At 33.4% G+C, this 19,878-nt stretch carries 15 protein-coding genes; 8 read left to right on the top strand and 7 right to left on the bottom strand.

The genetic code is table 11. The features are described from left to right. The first annotated feature begins 285 nt into the window (after positions 1-285). The 4 genes from CF599_RS15655 to CF599_RS15670 all read left to right on the top strand — a co-directional run bounded on the left by CF599_RS15655 (position 286) and on the right by CF599_RS15670 (position 2,349). Positions 286-780, top strand: coding sequence for a DUF3408 domain-containing protein (locus CF599_RS15655; protein WP_121966939.1), 495 nt, complete (start codon positions 286-288; stop codon positions 778-780). Between the two features lie 510 nt (positions 781-1,290). Continuing rightward, a complete protein-coding gene (locus CF599_RS15660; RefSeq protein ID WP_121966926.1) occupies positions 1,291-1,674 on the top strand; it encodes a hypothetical protein in 384 nt (127 codons plus the stop codon). A 100-nt stretch (positions 1,675-1,774) separates the two neighbouring features. After that, complete coding sequence (locus CF599_RS15665; protein WP_121966927.1) at positions 1,775-2,071, top strand: helix-turn-helix domain-containing protein; 297 nt, start codon at positions 1,775-1,777, stop codon at positions 2,069-2,071. Further along, positions 2,068-2,349, top strand: a complete 282-nt coding sequence (locus CF599_RS15670; protein WP_021191501.1) for a helix-turn-helix domain-containing protein — start codon at positions 2,068-2,070, stop codon at positions 2,347-2,349. Before CF599_RS15665 ends, CF599_RS15670 begins: the two co-directional genes overlap by 4 nt. A 33-nt stretch (positions 2,350-2,382) precedes the next feature. Here CF599_RS15670 and CF599_RS15675 read toward each other — a convergent pair whose 3' ends face one another. The 3 genes from CF599_RS15675 to CF599_RS15685 form a co-directional block, all read right to left on the bottom strand. Then, positions 2,383-3,621 carry an McrC family protein gene (locus CF599_RS15675; RefSeq protein ID WP_121966928.1) on the bottom strand — a complete coding sequence of 413 codons (1,239 nt, stop codon included), beginning with the start codon at positions 3,619-3,621 and terminating at the stop codon, positions 2,383-2,385. A 3-nt stretch (positions 3,622-3,624) separates the two neighbouring features. Continuing rightward, positions 3,625-6,069 carry an McrB family protein gene (locus CF599_RS19735; RefSeq protein ID WP_121966929.1) on the bottom strand — a complete coding sequence of 815 codons (2,445 nt, stop codon included), beginning with the start codon at positions 6,067-6,069 and terminating at the stop codon, positions 3,625-3,627. A 77-nt stretch (positions 6,070-6,146) separates the two neighbouring features. Beyond that, positions 6,147-7,397 (bottom strand): site-specific integrase, encoded by a 1,251-nt coding sequence (locus CF599_RS15685; RefSeq protein WP_121966930.1) that lies wholly within the window; start codon positions 7,395-7,397, stop codon positions 6,147-6,149. Between the two features lie 333 nt (positions 7,398-7,730). On the opposite strand from CF599_RS15685, the gene CF599_RS15690 reads away from it, so the two are divergent. Together CF599_RS15690 and CF599_RS15695 are read left to right on the top strand one after the other, a co-directional pair. Further along, positions 7,731-8,606 carry an ABC transporter ATP-binding protein gene (locus tag CF599_RS15690; protein ID WP_121966931.1) on the top strand — a complete coding sequence of 292 codons (876 nt, stop codon included), beginning with the start codon at positions 7,731-7,733 and terminating at the stop codon, positions 8,604-8,606. 3 nt (positions 8,607-8,609) lie between these two features. Next, positions 8,610-12,293 (top strand): M1 family aminopeptidase, encoded by a 3,684-nt coding sequence (locus tag CF599_RS15695; RefSeq protein WP_121966932.1) that lies wholly within the window; start codon positions 8,610-8,612, stop codon positions 12,291-12,293. A 468-nt stretch (positions 12,294-12,761) separates the two neighbouring features. On the opposite strand, the gene rplS is transcribed toward CF599_RS15695, so the two are convergent. Then, positions 12,762-13,112, bottom strand: coding sequence for a 50S ribosomal protein L19 (gene rplS / locus CF599_RS15705; protein WP_121966933.1), 351 nt, complete (start codon positions 13,110-13,112; stop codon positions 12,762-12,764). A gap of 161 nt (positions 13,113-13,273) precedes the next feature. Next, positions 13,274-14,293 (bottom strand): AraC family transcriptional regulator, encoded by a 1,020-nt coding sequence (locus CF599_RS15710; RefSeq protein ID WP_121966934.1) that lies wholly within the window; start codon positions 14,291-14,293, stop codon positions 13,274-13,276. Positions 14,294-14,536: 243 nt separating this feature from the next. Here CF599_RS15710 and CF599_RS15715 point away from each other — a divergent pair, with 243 nt between their 5' ends. Both CF599_RS15715 and CF599_RS15720 read left to right on the top strand, forming a co-directional pair. Further along, complete coding sequence (locus CF599_RS15715; RefSeq protein WP_158221791.1) at positions 14,537-17,002, top strand: TonB-dependent receptor plug domain-containing protein; 2,466 nt, start codon at positions 14,537-14,539, stop codon at positions 17,000-17,002. Positions 17,003-17,008: 6 nt separating this feature from the next. Beyond that, positions 17,009-18,328, top strand: a complete 1,320-nt coding sequence (locus CF599_RS15720; protein ID WP_121966936.1) for a hypothetical protein — start codon at positions 17,009-17,011, stop codon at positions 18,326-18,328. A gap of 124 nt (positions 18,329-18,452) precedes the next feature. Here the strand turns inward: CF599_RS15720 and trmD are convergent, their stop codons facing one another. Beyond that, positions 18,453-19,136, bottom strand: coding sequence for a tRNA (guanosine(37)-N1)-methyltransferase TrmD (gene trmD / locus CF599_RS15725; protein WP_121966937.1), 684 nt, complete (start codon positions 19,134-19,136; stop codon positions 18,453-18,455). A gap of 58 nt (positions 19,137-19,194) precedes the next feature. Continuing rightward, positions 19,195-19,527, bottom strand: coding sequence for a multidrug efflux SMR transporter (locus CF599_RS15730; protein WP_121966938.1), 333 nt, complete (start codon positions 19,525-19,527; stop codon positions 19,195-19,197). Positions 19,528-19,878 lie beyond the last annotated feature (351 nt).

The following is a 19,878-nucleotide window of genomic DNA, read 5'->3' on the forward strand; positions in this document are numbered from 1 at the left end:
TGAATACCACCTTAAGGCAGATTGGGACTGCTTTTATTTCCTTTGTATATGGCTAGCTAGCTGATTGGTTATATCCTTAATGAAGTAACTAAACAGCATAAATCCCGACAGCAAATCTGCGTGATTGAATGCAGACGAATTACAGATTTTTGAGTTAATGAACTACCTAATTAAGGGTATGCAGGTGCTTAGGTAGATAGGTAATTACATAGATACAACAGTATATACGGCTGATTGCTTAGTTAACCAAACAGCTAATTGGATATAATATTAAAAATGAGAGATATGATACACGAAGAAAACAAAAATCAGCAACCCGAAAAAGAGGATTTCTCTATTGAAAATTTCCTAACTGATGAAAAGAAACAACCTTCGACGAAGCAACAGGCAGTAAGACATCAGGATGACTTTACCAAACCCGATGTAGATGAGGAAGCTTTGATGCTGGTAATCGCAGGGGAAGAACCTGCTGAAATTGAAACGGAGCGTACAAGACCGCCAGCAAATAATGCTAAAAAAATTACCTCTAAGCCAAAGAAACTGGACAAAGAGGACTACTGCGGACAGTTCTTTAAAATCCCGAATACTACGGCAAGTAAAGGTAAATCGGTCTATGTGCGACAGGAACACCACGATACGTTTAGCAGACTTACCAACATTATGAGAATTGACAAGCTGACGATTTATGCGTATCTCGACAACATTATCGAATACCATTTTCAAGAGTTTGGGGAATTGATTAGCGAAATCTATAACGAGAAACACAAACCGTTGTTTTGATTATGGTGTGTTGTTAGATGCGATGCGTTGCTCCCTCTTAAAATTATTTTCCAAAAGAAAAAAACAGAAAAAAAAGAAAGCCATTTTAACAAGGCGGACAGGCGGAAAAACCAAAAGGAAACGGAATAAGTCCCGAAGGGTGGCAGGGCAAACACAACCACTCGGCGAAGCCACCATATTTGCCCTGCCATTATGCCGTAGTCTTTTGGTTGGGTGGTGCGGTGGCTGTCCGCCTTATCTTTGCTACCTTTTTATTGTTTTTTAATCAATTCCAATCAAAAAAAGGGTACAAAAAACATGTAAAGGCTAAGGATAGGGTGTTTTTTGTATGCTTTCCTTTATCCGTACAAAACTCTTTAAATGTGTGAGGGCTTTGCAAGGAAAATTTAAAGTGTTTTGAGGATTACTTTCTATTCATATTGTGCCAATATAAGGCAAATACTGCCAAATACTGCCAAAAGAAAACAATACATTCCATTGTGTTCTATATTGGGTGCAAATTTTGAACCTATGGCACAAAAAGTAATACCTGACAAAGAGCAGAAAAAGAAAGAACAAATCAGAAAAAAAGAACATAGTCCTTTGATACAGGTTGATAAGCAGAGCGACCCGATTTCCAATTTCATCGCTAATTTAAAACGTCAGTTCAGGGAAGCAAAAGGCTTAATAGATTGGAACAGGCTATTCGGGGGCAAACGAACTGAACAACAAAAACAGACTTCCGAACCTGAAAGCATAATAGGTGCGACAAAAACAGTTATGCGTTCAGATTTTAAAAACGATGAAAAAAGTCAGACTGTACAGAAAAACAAAAAGCCTGCCTTGAAGACAGACAATGCAATCAAACCACAACAGGCTCGTCCGAAAAACAATAAACCAAAATTGGGATTGTAATACAGTATTTGGCATCTGTACGCCAAATACCGCCATCGGATGCAACATTAAAATGACCTATGTGAATAGCTTTTATTTTAGAGGTTTAAATGATGCAGATATGGAAATAACAGTTTTAGACATTCAGATTTTGAAAGCATTGCATAGGGAAGTAAAGGAAGTTTCTAAATTGATTGAGGAAATCACTACACCCTACAAAGCACTGCAACAGGCAACTAAATGGCTCGACCAACAGGAAGCCTGTCAATTGCTCAACATCAGCAAAAGAACGTTGCAGACGTATAGGGCAAAAGGTATTCTTGGAGCAACGCAAATTAATCGGAAAACGTATTTCAGATTATCCGAAGTGGAGTTACTTATGCAGGGAGAGCGACCATTAAAAAAGCAAAAGAAATGAAACAAATTGGAAATTCAAACGAAGATATGCTTGCCTTGCTCGAAGCTGTGGTAGGCATCAAAAACGAACTGCTGTATATCAGGGAATATTTTCATCCACTCTTAAAAGGCGAAATCTACCTTTCAGGCGAACAGGTGTGCGAGATGTTGCATATCAGCAAACGGACGTTGCAACAGTACAGAGATGACGGACTGATACCATTTATCAAGCTCGAACGGAAAATCCTTTTCCGTGAAAGCGATATTGTAAAAGTATTGGAAGATAACTATCAGCGTTAGCCGAATGTTTAGGACTGTTTATATCTTATCTGATTATTTTTCTAAATAGGATTCTAGTTTTTTTAAAATTTCATTTACGATAAATCGACTATTTTGGATTGATCTCTCACTCTCATTTGTGACATCAATAAAACCGAGTTTACATTTTTTGCCTAAATTGTCAAAATGAAATGTTCCGAAATTGCTGTCAATTTGATTGGTTTTAGGATAAAGCAATAATGTTTTTTCAGCTTTCCAATGCAGATTATACACGAACATTTGCTTTAAATCATCGTCTGACGGATTATTTGCTTCAATGATTTTCCATTTGGTATCAATGACGAATGTTTCGTCTTTGGTTTTCAACACAATGTCAGGACGAATGTGTTTGTTCTCCCAAAACTTATCGGAATTTTGAAACGATACTTCGATTTCTTCGGTTTTGTGTTTTTGAAGAATACGGAAAATATATTCTTCCCATAAAGTATTCATATCGAACAAAAGCGTGAGCAAATTCTCGTTTCCGTAATTCAAACTTGGAGAATAATTCAGAATGATAATTTTTGCAATATTAATCGCTTTTTGATAGTCGTTGTTTTTTCGGTCAATAATGATTTTATCAAAATGCTTTTTCTGAATAGCCAAATTTTCAATATCTTGAAATTCAAATAGCAATCGGTTTAGTTTGTCTTTCAAAGAATCATTGACAAAAGTTTTCAAAACCAATAAACCTTTATAAAGAATCTGATGCAACAAATGGTTTTTATCGTAAACCTGATGTTCGCAATAAAAACGTTCTTTGTGGACTAAATTATGTTGAATGTTTTGCGAAAAAAGTAATTTGCCTTTTAGTGCGTTCTGATTGGATTGGTTTTTTCGATATTTCTTTATCAATCCTTTTTTTACCAATCGTTCAATTTCATTCAGATATAGCTCAAAATAAACATCTAAAATTGAATGATAGCGTTTTTTGAGTTGCGTTTCTGAAATAGATTCAACCTGAATTTTCTTGCAGATTTTCAGCATATTGAGCAATACATTTTGCCATAGATTTTTGTCTGCATTTTCGTTGTTATCGGCTTTAGGAAGAATCTCAATCGTTAATCCACCAATTTGAATCACTCCAACATAACTTCCAAATCGGATTCCTTGATGAATAATCGTGAAATATTTGTTTTGATGCAGTTCGTTGAATTTTACCATTGCATCAAAATGATGTTTTCGGAAATCTCCCGAATCATCGTATCGCAATTTTTGATACTCAAAAACCTGTATAAACTTTTTATTCTGCATCAATTAGTCTTCGTAAACAGAAATAAAAGTTTGTTCGTCCCAATTTTCAAAAGACGTAAAGCGATATACTTTTTTGTCTTCTAAAAAGTCATTTTCATAGCTGAAGTTCTTCGGGAATTTTGCCTTATTTTCTTCTTGATAGATAAAACTTCCTCCCAAAACCAAACCTATCTTTCCGAAATCTCCGTAAAAATATTCTTCCAAAAGCGGAATAATTTTGTCTTTGAAAGTTTGTTTTAAATCTTCCAAATTTTGGATTCCAATAAAATATGAATGTCCGATTTGATGGTCTTTGTCAACCAAAACTTCTATACGTTGATTAATCATTTCTAAAAGTTGTTTCAAATCAATATCTTGATATTCTGAATTGAGTAAAACACTTGGATTGGGTTGTATTTCAACGAATGAAAAACGTCTTCTTAAAGCTGTGTCCAACGCTTCTACGCTTCGGTCGGCTGTGTTCATTGTTCCGATAATGTCCACGTTTTTGGGAACTCCAAACTCTCTCTTGGAATAAGGAAGTTTTACTTTAAGTTCGTTGACTGCACCAATTCTCTTGTCGGGTTCAATCAACGTAATTAATTCTCCGAAAATAGCTGAAACATTGCCTCGATTGATTTCATCAATAAAAATTGCGTAGCGATTTTCTGTGTCGTTTTGTGCTTTTAAACATAGATCCTTAAATATTCCGTTTTCAATTTGGTAAGAAATAGTTTCTTTACCTTCTTCCATAACGGGTTTTATTCCTTCAATAAAATCTTCGTAAGAAAATGATTGATGGAAAGTTGTAAATACGTAGTGCTTGATTTCTTTATTAGGATTCGGCTTGAAATTATTGACAGAATCGAGAATATCGTAAATTTCGGGTGCTTGTTCTTTTAATTCATTTTCAAGTAATTCCCATTTTTTATCTTTTGTTTTGTCAAAAATATAAGGCGTTTGTCTTTGTGTGTAATTGACTGTTTTGGATTCAATTATAGTATGAAATTGTAAATTTCCCCATATCGTTGCCCGAACATTTTTTGATTCAGATAAAACCGCTTTTTTAGAAACCCAACGGTTTTCTAAAATATCATTGACTTTACTTGTTCCCACTTCTAAAAGAGCCAAAGCAATGGTTTGCCACCAAGTCAATCCACTCACAATTTCTTCAAAATAAGATTCTGGGCTTATACTTTTTTCAGAAATTGTGTACTTAGGAAAATACTCGTTTCTCAATGCATATGTTTTTCCTGTTCCTGGTGCTCCGAAAAGGATTTGATTTAGCGGAATCTTTTTATCAGAATTTATGTTTTCCATTGGTTTTTCGGTTGTTGTTTGATATTCTAATTGGTTCAAAATTTCATTTCTGAAATCAATATCAAAAGCCATTTTTTCCAATTCTTTTTTATTGTATTTGGAATAACTTGAAATTTGAGCGCGATTCAGTTCGTTCTCAATTGAGTTAAATATGGATTGTTTATTTTTATGAGCTTCTGAAATATTATTCATTTTGCATAAATAAGCGGTTGGACTACCGTCAAAATTCACAAAATTGTTGCTTATTTGTTGCTCTGAGATTGTACGGAATTTATAGTCATCTTTACCGATAGTTGCTGTATTCCAAATATATCTTTGTCCGATTGTAAAAACAATTTTGTTTTTATCAGCATTAAAGACCAATCTTTTATCGTCTTCTTGAAAACCAAAATTTTCAACTATTGAATCTAAAAAATCGTAGTATTCTTCTAATTGTTTTTTGTCAAACTTTTTGAAAAGTTCGAGTAAATTAAAATCTTTAGCATCTCTGAAAACGACATACAAAACATTCTGAATCATCAAGTATTTATCACCCCAATTTGGTTTTTGATAAAATTTGCGATATGTATTGATGAAATTATTGTCGTTTAATAGATTTTCTTGAATAATTTGGTTGGCTAATTCTTGCAAATGCAAAAATCTTTCTCCCGATTTTTTCGCTTTTATATTTAGTTGCTCACAGAAATTCTTGTAATAATCTGCTTTGTACAACATATATTTTTCAGGAAAACGAAAAGCCAAATAAACCGAAATTGTTCGCTCATCTTGTTGAGTGTTGATGTTCGTTCGGTTTAACGATTGTCTTACTTTGGGAAGTATTTTTTCTGATTCGGTTTGAAAAGTTTTGATTCTTTGTGAAATTTCTACCGATTCATCATATAGATTCCGAAACATTTCTCGAGCTTCATTAGGAAAAAGTTGTGTTGATTTTTCTATAAATCCCCACGAATTTTGATAAAGTAAATTAGATACTTTACTGAATGAAGATCGAAACATTTGATGAAAATCTTTTGCTTCTAAATCCCAATTCTGCTGAAATGTATTTATTGCTAAATATTTATACGCTTCGTTTGGTTCTCCGTTTTCTTCTAAAATGTCAATATATTTCTCAATCAAGTGATAAGTTATGTTTTTTAGGTTTTCAGTCATTGCTTATTAATGATTTAATATATAGCTGACTAAATTACAAAAAAAGCCAATACAAAAACTGCATTAGCTTTCTTGGTTCATAATTGCGAAACAAAAGACCTCTCCATATCTTTAAACTTGTGAGACACCTTTTGCATATCCTTTCCGACTTTCTCGTTGAGTATCTTGGCGTAAATCTGTGTGGTGGCAATGTTTTTATGGCCCAACATCTTGCTCAAACTTTCAAGTGGAACACCCTCGCTTAAAAACAATGTAGCAAACGTATGGCGTGCCAAATGAAAGGTTACTTTCTTTTCTTTAAGGCAGTCTATTTGTTTGGATATACGCTTTAGACTATCGTTACAGGTGGTGTTCGATGGTACAGGAAATACCTTTCCGTCCTTTGATAATCCTGCATATTTTTCAATAATCATTTTTGGAATATCTAAGAGCATTACGTTTGATGATGTAGCTGTTTTCTTTCTTCGCACAATAATCCACCTGTTACCGTCAAAGAACTCTTGGATATTACTGCTTTTCAGTCCTTTCATATCTGAATAAGAAAGACCTGTAAAGCAACTGAAAACAAATAGGTCTTTTACCAATTCATCTTTCTTTTTCTCGCAGTTGAACGTTACAAGCTGTTCCAATTCGTTCCGTAATAGATAGCCACGGTCTTTGTCCTTTTTGGTATTCTTGTACTCGCTGAACGGATTAAAGGCAAGATGCTTTCTGCTCATTGCCAATCGGCAAAGTGTAGTAAATCCAATCATATACAGCCAAATGGTGTTGTGTGTTAAACTTTTGTCGTCACGTAGGTAATAATCAAAGTCCTCCACAAAAATAGGTGTAAGGTCGTTAAAAGACACATCGGAATAACCGTATTTTGCAAAGGTGAAATTTCGCAGATGCTTTAAAAGTGTTTTGTACTTACTGCGAGTACCATTTACCCGAAGTCCACTATTAACCTTTTTCTCATAGTCGGATAGGAACTGTTCATAGAATTTGAAAAAGGTCAGTTCTCCGCTTTCCATCCCAAGAACGGCATTTTTAAGTTTAGCACTGTTTACAGCCCCCTCATTCTTCAGAATTTTGGAATAGCATTCCTCAATACCCGAACGAATTTTGTCAAGTTTCCTGTTTGTGTCTTGTGCTTCTCGGCTTTTACCTAAAACCCTGCCGTACTTCAAATCCCAATTTGTTGCGGAAATATCCAGCTTTGTACTGAATGCAGACTGTTTGCCGTTTACGGTAATCCTGCACATAACCGTAACTTTTCCGTTTTTCTTTGGGGCGTTCTTTTTAAGGTAGAATAATACCTTAAACGTTGATTTTTTTGTCGTTTCCATACTCACAATTCTTAATGATAAAATTAAACCTATGTGAGCTACGGAACAATATGAAAAACTATGCAGAAAGCTGAAATACAGTATTTTAAAACGATTGTTTCTAATATTTAAAAGTAACGTTTTAGTAACCTTACTTTTGCCAAACCTAGCTTTTTCTTGCTTTTTACCTCATTACCAAAAAATCATAAAACGGCTGTAAAGTCTTTATTTACAACCGTTTTACCTATTTTTAATCTTTGATGTATTTTTACTGAAACTTTATTTTAAAAATGTAAATATAACTGTAACATTATTAACTAAATCGCTACTTATATATAAACCAAAATTAGTATTATGAAATTAGTTATTGAAAATTTAAACAAGACTTATAAGAATGGTGTTAAGGCTATCGATAATCTTAACTTGGAGATTGGGTCTGGAATGTTTGGGCTATTAGGACCTAATGGCGCAGGTAAATCTTCTTTAATGCGTACTATCGCTACTTTACAAAAACCTGATAGTGGAACTATCCACTTTGGGGATATTAATATACTAGAACAACAGAATGAGTTTAGAAAAATCTTAGGATACTTACCACAAGATTTTGGAGTATATCCTAATATGTCGGCATTAGACTTATTACACTATTTCGCTCGTTTAAAAGGAATATCTAAGGCTTCTGAACGCAATGAGATTGTTACTAAAGTATTAGAAGTAACTAACCTATATGAAGTGAGACGTAAAAGTGTGAGTGGATATTCAGGAGGAATGAAACAACGTTTTGGTATTGCTCAGTTGCTATTAAATGATCCTAAGTTGATTATCGTAGATGAGCCAACAGCAGGATTAGATCCAGCAGAGAGACATCGCTTCTTAAATGTGCTAAGAGAAATAGGAAATAATAATACTGTAATATTCTCTACCCATATTGTAGATGACGTGAATGAGCTATGTCACGAGATGGCTATCTTAAACGGTGGGAATTTATTAGAACGCAGTACACCTAAAGAAGCTGAACAAAAATTGGAAGGAAAGATATGGACTAGAGAGGCTACTCGTGAAGTAGCAGAGGAATTAAATAAGGAATTGACTATTCTATCAGGAAAATATAATCAAGAGAATAAACTGAATATAAGAGCGTATTCAGAAGTCCCTCTTGTAGAGGCTGGTTTTGTACAAGTGAAACCAAACTTAGAAGATGTTTATTTTGTTGCACTTAAAAACGGATAAACGATGTTTGGAACTATTTTTTCATTTGAACTAAAGCGATGGTTAAAGAACTGGGTGTTTTACTTATACCTAGGATTATTCTTTGCCTTAGGCTTTTTAACGATGGCGAGTTTAGCAGGGGTATTTGATTTTGTTCAGGTATCTTCTACATCGTTAACGAAGTATAACTCACCTTATATGTTGACTAATATAATAGATGGCTTTAATAATCTGTTATATTTTATGTTTCCATCTATTATAGGAGCTTCTATTTATAGAGACTTTCGATATGATGTACATCACATATTATTCTCTTACCCTTTCTCTAAAGTAGAGTATTTAGCAGGTAAGTTTTTAAGCTCATTTCTTGTGACACTATTAATTAGTGTGATGATTGGATTTGGTATTTATGTGGCGACTTTATTACCGTGGACTAACGGATTATTAATAGGACCTAATACATTTTGGAACTATGCGCAAGTTTACATATTCGCTATTATACCTAATATGTTATTCTTTGGTAGTATCGTATTTGTTGTTGTTACATTATCTAGAAGTGTATATATAGGATTTGTATCTATGGTTATCTTATTAGTTATCCAAGGTATATTATCAGGATTAGGCCATGACTTAGATAACAAAGAATTAGTAGCTTTATTAGAACCTTCAGGAGGCTCTGCATTAAGTTATTATACTGAATACTGGACTATCGATGAGATGAATATGAATAATCTGCCAATAGAGAAATGGTATTTATGGAATCGTTTGATTTGGTTAGGTGTATCATTATTGTTCTTATTGGGATTAGGGAAGATGTTCTCTTTCACACAACAGCCGATTACTTTTGGTAGAAAAGCTAAGAAAGGTGAACGTTTAACCAAGAATAACTTTGGTGGTTTAGCGCGTATAGAGTTACCTAAAGTAGGGTATGACTTCTCTTTAAAAACGCAGTGGAATAACATATTTAGTTTTGCCTTAGGAGAGATTAAATACTTAGCGAAGAATAAAGTGTTTATGGTATTAGTAGGACTAGGGGTATTAATGATGCTTTTAGTTGCTTCTTCTGCAACGTCATTATATGGAACTACTATATATCCTGTAACACGTGTAATGCTTGAAATACCGGGATCTACATTTCAGTTTGTCATTATGATTATCACCTTTTTAGGAGCGGGATTATTAGTGCACAGAGGAAAGTTGGCAAACATGAATCTATTGATAGATGCAACACCAACTCCTAACTATGTATTCTTTATTTCTAAATTCTTAGGATTAATAACAGTTCAGTTACTACTGTTGTTAGTTATCATAGTAGGAGGTATAGCTGTTCAGGTTTTTAATGGATATTATAACTTCGAGATAGGACTTTATTTAAAACAGTTGATAGGGTTTAGTTGGATATGGTATATCATCTGGGCAGGATTAGCAATAGCAGTGCAGACATACTTTAGAAATTACTTAGTTGGTTTCTTCGTACTTTTTGTCTTTTTCTTATTTGGAAACCAACTTTCAAAAATTGGAATAGAGCAACGTATATTCTTCTTTAATAAATTACCTATCCCACGATATTCTGATATGAATGGCTTCGGAAGTGATGTAGGTAGATATTTTGTATATGCATTCTATTGGATTTTATTTATTTGTTCTTTAAGTGGATTGAGTTTGTTGTTCTGGAGAAGAGGTATTGTAAGTAATATAAAGGAACGATTCTATTTTGCTAAGCAGAGAGCTACTAGTGTGATTGTTATTCCTACTGTAATATTTACTGTTGCTTTCTTTAGTTTAGGAGGATATTTATACTATGAGAATACAGTACTTAATGTCTATACATCAGATAAAGAAGGGGAGCTACAGACCGTGGCGTATGAGAAGACGTATAAGAAGTATGAGAATATGCTTTTACCTCGTATCACAGATATTAAGGTAGATGTAGACTTATATCCTTATTCGAGAGATTTCTCTGCTAAGGGACAATTCATTTTAGAGAATAAGAATGAAGGTGCTGTAGATAGTCTATTTGTAAACTATACAAATGATTATCTAAATATTATCACTATTGATGGTGCTAAGGAAGTATTGAATGATACTATACATAGCATTAGAATCTATAAACTTGATAAACCGTTAGCATTAGGAGAGAAGTTAACGTTTAAGTTTGAAATGAAGAATAAGCCTAATACACTTATTCGCAATAATTCTTCTGTTATCGAGAATGGTACATTTATAAATAATAGTATGTTCCCATCATTTGGATATAATGATAGTGGAGAATTAGAAGATGATGAGGTGCGTAAGAAGTATGATCTAGCGCCAAAAGAACGTATGGCAGCACAGACTGATAAGAAAGCATTTCAGAATACATACATTAGTAGTGATTCAGATTGGGTGACTTTTGAAACCACTGTTAGTACTGCTGCAGATCAGATAGCGATAGCACCTGGATATTTACAGAAAGAGTGGACTGAAGGGAATAGACGTTATTTCCATTATAAGATGGATCAAAAGATGTTGAACTTTTATGCGTTTAACTCAGCGAGATATGAGGTGAAGCGAGATAAGTGGAATGATATAAACATTGAGATTTATTATCATAAAGGACATGAGTATAATCTAGATCGCATGATAAATGGTATCAAGAAGTCATTAGCTTATTATGAAAAAGAGTTTAGTCCTTATCAACACAAACAAGTGCGCATTATTGAGTTTCCTAGTACAATGGGAACATTCGCTCAGTCTTTTGCTAATACGATACCATTCTCTGAAGCGATTGGTTTTGTAGCTAAGATTGATGAAGAGGCAGATGACAAAGTTGATTATCCATTCTCTGTTACTTCACATGAGGTAGCGCATCAATGGTGGGCACACCAAGTGATCGGAGCTAATGTACAAGGAGCAACAATGCTTTCTGAGAGTCTAGCTGAGTATAGTTCTTTGAAAGTTTTAGAAAAAGAATATGGCAAAGGGCAAATGCGCAAATTCTTAAAAGAGTCATTAGATAAATATTTAAGCAGACGTGGTTTTGAAACTAAGAAAGAAAAAGCACTGATGTATAATGAGAATCAACAACATATTCATTATAATAAAGGTTCTCTAGTATTTTATGCTATGAGTGATTACTTAGGAGATGATAAGTTAAACAATGTTCTAAAAGAGTATATCAAGAAAGTAGCTTTTCAAGATGCACCTTATACAACAGCTGGTGAATTAGTAGCGGATATAAAGCAAGTTACACCGGATTCACTTCAGTATCTAGTAAAAGATATGTTCGAAACGATTACGCTATATGATAATTATATAGAGACAGCTGAGGTTAAAAAGCTAGAAAGTGGTAAGTACGAAGTGAAGATAAAAGCCATCGTTAGTAAGTACAGAGCTGGTGAGAAAGGTGAGAAGAGTTATGCAGATGGTGTTTCTAAGACTGATTCAGATAGTAGAACACTAGTAACTAAAACAGAGAAAGGCAAAGAGATAAAATCACTTCCTTTAGCTGACTATGTTGAGATAGGTATATTCGCTCAAGACAATAAGACTGCTGATAAGAAAGATAAGAGTAAAGAGAAAGTCCTGTATCTGAAGAAAGTGAAGATTTCAGATATTAAGAATGACTTTACGATTATAGTAGATGAGAAACCAACTGAGGTAGGTATAGATCCTTATAATAAATTGATCGATACAGAATCTGTTGATAATAGAAAAAGTGTAAACTAATATCTTATTACAGGGTATATATAGATTAGAGGCTGTTGCGAAAGTGACAGCCTTTTTTTGTGTTTTAAACCCAGAATATGTGATAGACATATAAACAAAAGTAATTATACAAAATAGATCTGAATTAGTGATTTCAGCATACTATAGTATGGTTAAAGAGTTAATGAATGAGCTATGACGTAGAATTGCTTTGTAGTATTTGGCTAAGGCTGATTCTGGGTTAAAAATAAGAGATAAGGTTCCTAATTTTCTATATGACTCTAGTATCTGTGCAGTATTCGTGAGGAGTTGTTGCTGAAACAAGTGTTCTGAGCAGGAAAACCTCAATGAAACCGCTATAATTAGGCAAGCAACCGCACGGGTGTGATGTAGAGAGAATAGGTTGTTATATTATTAGCTAAGTTATAGGACAAAAAAAAGAGACTGTACTGTGTACAATCTCTTTTCTTATAACTCTTAGAAAGTTGATTATCTTCTTCTTTCTTTGATTTTTGCTTTTTTACCTGTAAGTTCTCTAAAGTAGAAGATACGAGCTCTACGTACTTTACCTCTTTGGTTAAGTTCGATTTTTTCTAAAGCTGGCATATTAATTGGGAAGATACGCTCAACACCAACACTACCTGACATTTTACGGATTGTAAAAGTTTCTGTAGCACCGTGTCCTCTTCTTTGAATAACTACTCCTTTAAAGAACTGAGTTCTTTTTTTGTCACCCTCTTTAATTTCGTAGTAAACTGTAATAGTATCTCCTGCACCAAATTGAGGAAAATCTTTCTTTGTAACTAATTCGTCTTGAACGAATTTCATTAAATCTGCCATTGTAAAAATGTATAAAAGTTATTTTTCAGAACAACATTCGCGGACCTCGCCAGAGGTTGATCCAAATCGTGTGCAAATATAAAAATAAAAACAGAATAATAACTAATTATTTTTAGTAAATAACTAGTTGCTATTCTGTTGGTTAATACTGTTTTTTGAATTTATAATATAGAATAAAGATATAAATCAGTTGATTCGATTATCTCTATAAAAAAGATAGAGATATAGTTTCGAGCATTCTGTAATGAATTCGCAACGTGCTCTTTTAAGCTGACTATATTCTTTTTGATTTCGCTAGGAGAATAACCATAGTGTTTTTTAAATACAGTGCTAAAGTGATTTTGTGATTTAAAACCAAGGTTATCTGCTACTTCTGATATGGTTAAATCAGCATCTTGTAGCATTTCTTTCGCTTTGGTCATTTTATAATCGTTTAAATATCCAAAAACAGTATTGCCAAAGATTTCTTTGAAAAACTTCTTTAGTTTAAACTCATTTGTCCCTACTTGTTTGGCTAAGTTAGTTAAAGAACAAGGGCAAGTTATGTTTTGAACGATTAACTCTCTTGCTTGATGCATTCTCTCTTTATCCACATCAGTGATGTGTAACAGAGATTTGTCATATGTCATATTCTCTAACTGTAAGAAGAGTAGTTCTGCTATTTTTCTTTCAAGATATACTTGTTTAAATGAGCCACTTCTCTGACAGGCATTGATATCTATCAATACTGATTTCATCTCTGTAGAGAGAAGAGAGTTATGCTTTGTAATATCAGTAATCGTTATAGTAGGTGAAAGGTTATTAAACTTTAGATCAACTAGTAACTCTTTTTTTAAATCTGATATTACTTCTTGTGGTATAAGTATGAATATTTGTTTTGTTGTCTCTTTAGATGGCGGGATGACAAATGTATATTCTTTGTTTTTAACTTCTTTAATGATGTGGTGAGAGTAGTATTGCTCTCCATCTAATAAGAACATCATTAACACACCTGGAGCACTAGGCTGTATATTTAAAGATAAAGCAGTCGTCAATCTAAATTCTTGAGCACTTATATAATACTTACCTAGTTTGAGGTTCTTCTCTTTTAGATAATTCAAGTTTTCATTAGAAGTATTCGGAGTGCTTATATTAAACTCTTGATTTAATTCTTCGTTATAATAAGTAGTTGTTAAGTACATATTTAAAGTGTGTGTTATTTATTACTGTAAATGTAGTGTATTATTTAGATTTAATTAAAATAATCCGTTATGTGTATTTATTTATCCCTAATTGAAATAAACTAAGAATCAAAACCTAATTATGTTTGCTTCTAATTAAGACTACGTATAATATCTTTAATTATAGGTGTCTTTTATTGATAAAAATTAATATAAAAGGAAGTGTCAAACATATTTGTTAATTGTAGTTTTTCTCAATCTACTTTGAAAAGTTATACAGTCAAAAGCGTTTTTAGTCTTAATGATCGTTTTAGTCGTGGTTTATTATTCTTTATAATACTACTGTTACCATTAGTTACGTTAGCTCAATCAAATACATTTACTGGAGTTGTAAAGTTTGATACTGGAGAACCTGTTGCTTATGCTACTGTTAATCTTAATAATGGAGCAATGTATTCAGAAACTAACGAGCATGGTGTTTTTGAGTTTGAGAAGTTAGCCTATGGTAAACATACGATAGAAGTGAAGTCGATAGAAGCTGCAGACTTTAAATTAGCAATTGATTTTAATGACTCTTCCAAGAAGTATCTCTTTACAGTCAAAAAATCTAAAGCCTTTAATCTAGACGAAATGCTTATCTCTGTGAAGACAGAGAAGCGTGAGCTAGAGACTAAGGGATTTGCTGCTAATGTGATTGAGATGAAAGAAGCATCACTCCTGTCAATGCAAACAGCAGAAATACTTGATCGTACTGCTGGTGTGCGTATAAGACAAGATGGTGGACTAGGTTCTCGAATTAATTTTAATCTAAATGGATTATCAGGAGATGCGGTTCGCATATTTATAGATGGTGTACCTGCTAGTAATTATGGAGCCTCTTTCTCTATAAGTAGTATACCACCTGCTTTAATAGATAGAGTTGAGGTCTATAAAGGTGTAGTGCCGGCATATCTAAGTGATGATGCACTAGGTGGAGCTGTAAATATAATATTAAAAAAACGCAGTCGTAGCTCCTTAGTTACTTCCTATTCTGGAGGATCGTTTAATACTCATCAATGGAATATAGCAGGTAACTATAGATTAGAAAACGGACTGACTACAGAAGCTTCAGCTTTCGTTAATTATAGTGATAATAGTTATAAAGTGTGGGGGGAGAATATCGCATTTAAAGATCATAGAGGAAATGTATACCCTAACCAAAAAGCGAAGCGCTTTAACGATACCTATAAGTCTAAAGGAGTTAAAGTAGAGGTTGGTTATACTGGTGTGAAGTGGGCTGATAGGTTTATGATAGGAGGAATTATTTCTCGAGACTATAAAGAGATTCAACACGGTATAACGATGGATCTAGTTTATGGAGATAGACATACTAGAGGTTCGTCTAATGTAATGACTTTAAGTTATTCGAAGAAAGACTTCTTGATAGAGGGGTTATCTGTTAAAGTAGACGGTAGTTATTCTCATGTAGATAGACAAGCCATAGATACAATTGGTAGAATGTATGACTGGTCAGGTAAACCATTGCGCAACCCTAACGGATCTTATGTCATGTATACAACAGGAGCAGAAGTAGGAGATGCTAAAACACTGGGAATAAATAAAGATAAGATCAGTATGATTCGTTCTATTATAGGGTATGATATCAATGAGAATAATAAGGTTTATGCCACTTATATGCATAACAAATTTATTCGTGATAATACTGATGAGCTACAACCATTAGGATTGCAAATCTTAACGAATACGAAAGATTTACAGAAGAGTATTTTCGCTTTTACTTATGAGAATATTGCTTTTAATAATAGACTACGTACCAATATATTCTATAAGAATTATCATCAGAAAGTATTATCTAATGAACCATATCGAAAGGAAGTAGTAGCTGGTCAGGCTGTTTATGACGTAAATGTATTTACTGAGAATGTTACGTTTAGTGGGTATGGATTAACTCTTTCTTATCAGCTATTTAATGATTTTTATTTGATGGGATCAGGGGAAAAAGCCATACGATTACCTAATGCAAATGAGATATTCGGTGATGTAAATAATAATCTCTTACCTGGAGGAAGTAGTTTAGTTCCTGAAGAGAGCAATAATCTTAATATAGGTTTTAACTGGAGTGGAATAAAATATAATGGACATCAGCTAAGACTTGGACTGACTTATTTCTATCGCGATACTAAGGGAATGATTAGAGAAGCTATAAATGGAGGAAGCTTCACGTTCTCGAAGTATGAGAACTTAGATAATGTTCTATCTCGTGGCTTTGATATCGAAGCAGTTTATGAGTATGCGGATAAGTTTAATCTGTCTATTAATGTTTCGAAGTTTGACGTTTTATTTAATAAGAGGTATGATAAGTATGGATCGCCATATCTATACTACCGCCAACAAATTAGAAACGAACCTTCATTTAAGTTTAATGTAAATGCAATCTATTATATCAATGACTTATTCGCTAAGAAATCTAGAGCATCAGTTTATTACAATCTTAATTATGTAAACGAATTTAAGCGCAACTGGTCGAATGTAGGTAAAGATAATCTTGATATTATACCTGAACAAGTAGTAAGTAATCTAGGGCTTTCTTATACATTACCATCTGGTCAATGGACTTTTAGTGTTGATGCTAAGAATGTATTTAATAAACAAGTCTTTGACAATTTTGGATTGCAAAAACCGGGAAGAGGTTTTTTCGGAAAAGTAACATATTCATTAATATCTAAATAAAATAAAATGAGAATTAAGCAATTAAGATCTACTGTTTTAGCAAGTATGTGTGCAGTAGCTTTATTTACTTCGTGTAGTAGTGATGACAATTCTTCAAATGGAGGAGGAGAAGTAGTGAAACCAGATGGGACTAAAGATTTTCAGATGGTTTTTGCTAATGGAACTGGTTCTTCTTCAGGAACTTTATTACAAGGACTAAAGGATATTTCTAAAGGAGATATTTCTTTTTCAAATAAAGGATATCAGGTAAAGTCAGCACGTACGGCTAGAGTATATGCTTCTACAGATGGAGCTACTATATATAGCTTAAACTATACAGTGGGAACGATAGATAAAATTGCATATAAAGGTAATGCAGTGTATAATGTTGTAGGTACTATTGATGCGTCTATTCCATTGGGAAGTAAGTCAGTTCGTTTTACAAAAATGAATGATAAAGTAGGTTCTGTTCATAACATTACGCAAAAAGCACTTTATGGTGGAGCTGATAATAAACAGTATCTAAGACACGAGATGACTTTATCTCTAGGTATTTTAGATTTAGAAACGATGAGTTTCGGTGCTAACTTTGATAAAGCTATTGATTTAAAATTACCTGAAGCTTTAGCTACTGCAGGATATTATATTTCTCGTATTGATGCGCCTGTAGTATCAGGTAATAAGATTTATTATGGAACAGCTGTTAGCAAGTTTAATGCTTCTACAGGAAAGAATGACCCTACAGCTAAAGCAATGACTTTAGTATTGGATTATCCTACTTTAAAGAATGCTAGTGTAATCGAAACAGAACATGTTACAGGATCAAGTAATGGATACAGAACTCCTACTCAACATATGGATGAGAAAGGAAACATCTTGCAAATGGTAAGTAACGGTAAAGACTTAAACATTGTAAAATTAGTTAATGGTAAATACGATACTTCATTTAAATATGATGTGAGTCAGTTACTAGGAAGATCTGCTCAAAGTAATGGATGGTTCTATGCAGGAAATGGTATAGGATATATTCCTTATGAGAAAGTAGGTGATGAGCAAGTACAAAGTGGTGTTAACCCACAAGGTGAACCAACTTTCTCAGCTCCTTGGGGATTAGCTAGAATTGACTTGAATAATAATAGTATTGTGAATCTTGAAGTACCTGGCAAATTATGGTTAAGAGATTATCAAAACTCTGTAGTAAGAGATGGTAAATTCTATATCGCATTAGCATCTGTAGGTGGTAAAGGGAATGTCTATGTTTTTGATGTGAACTCTACTAACGCTAAAGGAACTTTAGGTGCTACGATTACTGCTGGTGCAGATCAATACTACATTGGAATATTTTAGATAGAATTTAGACCATTTTATAAAGTAAAACAGGGATAATCGATATACTGATTATCCCTGTTTTTGTTTTTACCTTACGTTCTTTTTATAGATTTTTAAGTTCTTATATTGTAATAAAATTGACTTAATCTTCTCTTTCTAAAAGATCAGGTCTTCTTGTTTTCGTATGTTCATAAGCCATATCTTCTCTCCATTTATCTATGACAGCGAAGTTACCACTTAGTAGTACATCTGGTACTTTCCATCCTTTATATTCGGCTGGCCTAGTATAGATAGGTGGAGCTAGTAAGTTATCTTGGAAGCTGTCTGTTAAAGCAGAAGTTTCATTAGATAATACTCCTGGGATTAAGCGGATAATAGAATCACATAAGATAGCAGCACCTAATTCTCCTCCTGATAACACATAATCACCGATAGATATTTCTTTCGTGATAAAGTGATCGCGTACACGCTGATCTACTCCTTTATAATGTCCACATAGAATAATGATATTCTTAAGCATTGACATTCCATTAGCCATTTGTTGGTTTAATGTCTCTCCATCAGGAGTCATATAGATTACTTCATTGTATTCGCGTTCTGCCTTTAGAGCTGTGATACATTTATCTATAGGCTCTACACTCATCACCATTCCTGCACCTCCACCGAACTGATAGTCGTCTACATTCTTATGCTTATTAGTACTATAGTCACGTAAGTTGTGAAAGTGTACTTCTACTAATCCTTTGTCGATTGCTCTTTTTAGAATAGAAGCTTGAAAAGGACTTTCTATTAATTCTGGTAAAACGGAAATAATGTCTATGCGCATAATTACTTTTGATATTTTGGCAAAGGTACAATTGTATTCTGTATCCTACAAAACAGAATTAATGTGCCTGACTTTTAGAGAATAATTGAATGACTAGCACCCCTATGATGATTAAGGCTATTCCTATTAATGCGGGTGTATCTAGTTTTTGTTTGTATAAGAAGTAGGCAGCTATTGTGACTAAGACTATTCCTATACCAGACCATAATGCATAAGCTATCCCTATAGGAATAGTACGCAGTGTAAGGCTCAGTAGATAGAATGCACCTGCATAGCCGATTAATGTTATCGTAGTAGGCACTAGTTTAGTAAATCCCTCACTTGCTTTAAGTGATGTAGTAGCTATTGTTTCAAGCAGTATAGCGATAAGTAAGAAGACTATATTCTTCATTTTTTTTAGCAAAAATACTTTTTCTATCTATTTCTATCTAGTTTATGTTTAAAAAGTACATCCTATTTAATTAGAAGATTTGAATAACTACTACCATTATTGTCAATTAATTGACATTGATGGTATTTTGATGGAATAATAATGGCATAATGGTCGCATCAAAAGTGGCTAAAACTATGTGACCATTATGCGATCACTATGCGACCACAAGCCGACCACCTAATATAAAATATGTCTCGTCCTAATATAGCTGTACAGTTATTGTTTATAATCCTACTTTTAACTGTACACTTGTTTTTATAATCCTAAGATAACTATACAAGTACTTCTTGTTTGTTTTTATTGGTATAG

Origin of the sequence: Myroides sp. N17-2, assembly GCF_002286775.1 — a bacterium.
Taxonomy (GTDB): Bacteria; Bacteroidota; Bacteroidia; order Flavobacteriales; family Flavobacteriaceae; genus Flavobacterium.